A 514-nucleotide genomic window follows, 5' to 3' on the forward strand; every position below is an offset into this window, starting at 1 on the left:
CACGGCGCGCGATCACAAGATTACGCTGCCGATTCGCTGGACCGATGCGTGGGGCGAAACCCATGAAACGGTGACCGGCAATCCGATCGCGTTTCACGCGATGCGTGGCCTTGCCGCGCATTCGAACGGCTTTCAATCGATTCGTGCGCTCGCGGTGCTGATGTCGCTGCTCGGCACGATCGATCGGCCCGGCGGCTTTCGCCACAAATCGCCGTTCCCGCGCGCGGTGCCGCCGTCGGCGAAACCGCCAAACAGCCCGGACGCGATCAAGCCGAATACGCCGCTCGCGACGGGACCGCTCGGTTGGCCGGCCGCGCCTGAAGACCTGTTCGTGGACGCAAGCGGCGGCCCGGTGCGCATCGACAAGGCGTTCTCGTGGGAATACCCGCTCGCGGTGCACGGTCTGATGCATAGCGTGATTACGAATGCATGGCGCGGCGACCCGTATCCGATCGACACATTGATGATCTTCATGGCGAACATGGCATGGAACTCGTCGATGAATACCGTCGAA

The 514-nt window shown here is 63.4% G+C and carries 1 pseudogene; it reads left to right on the plus strand.

Features of this window, described 5'->3' with window-relative positions:
- Positions 1-514: pseudogene (locus tag HV796_RS43280) on the plus strand (formate dehydrogenase); the annotation flags it as partial.

Origin of the sequence: Paraburkholderia humisilvae (genome assembly GCF_902859855.1) — a bacterium.
Classification (GTDB): Bacteria; Pseudomonadota; Gammaproteobacteria; order Burkholderiales; family Burkholderiaceae; genus Paraburkholderia; species Paraburkholderia humisilvae.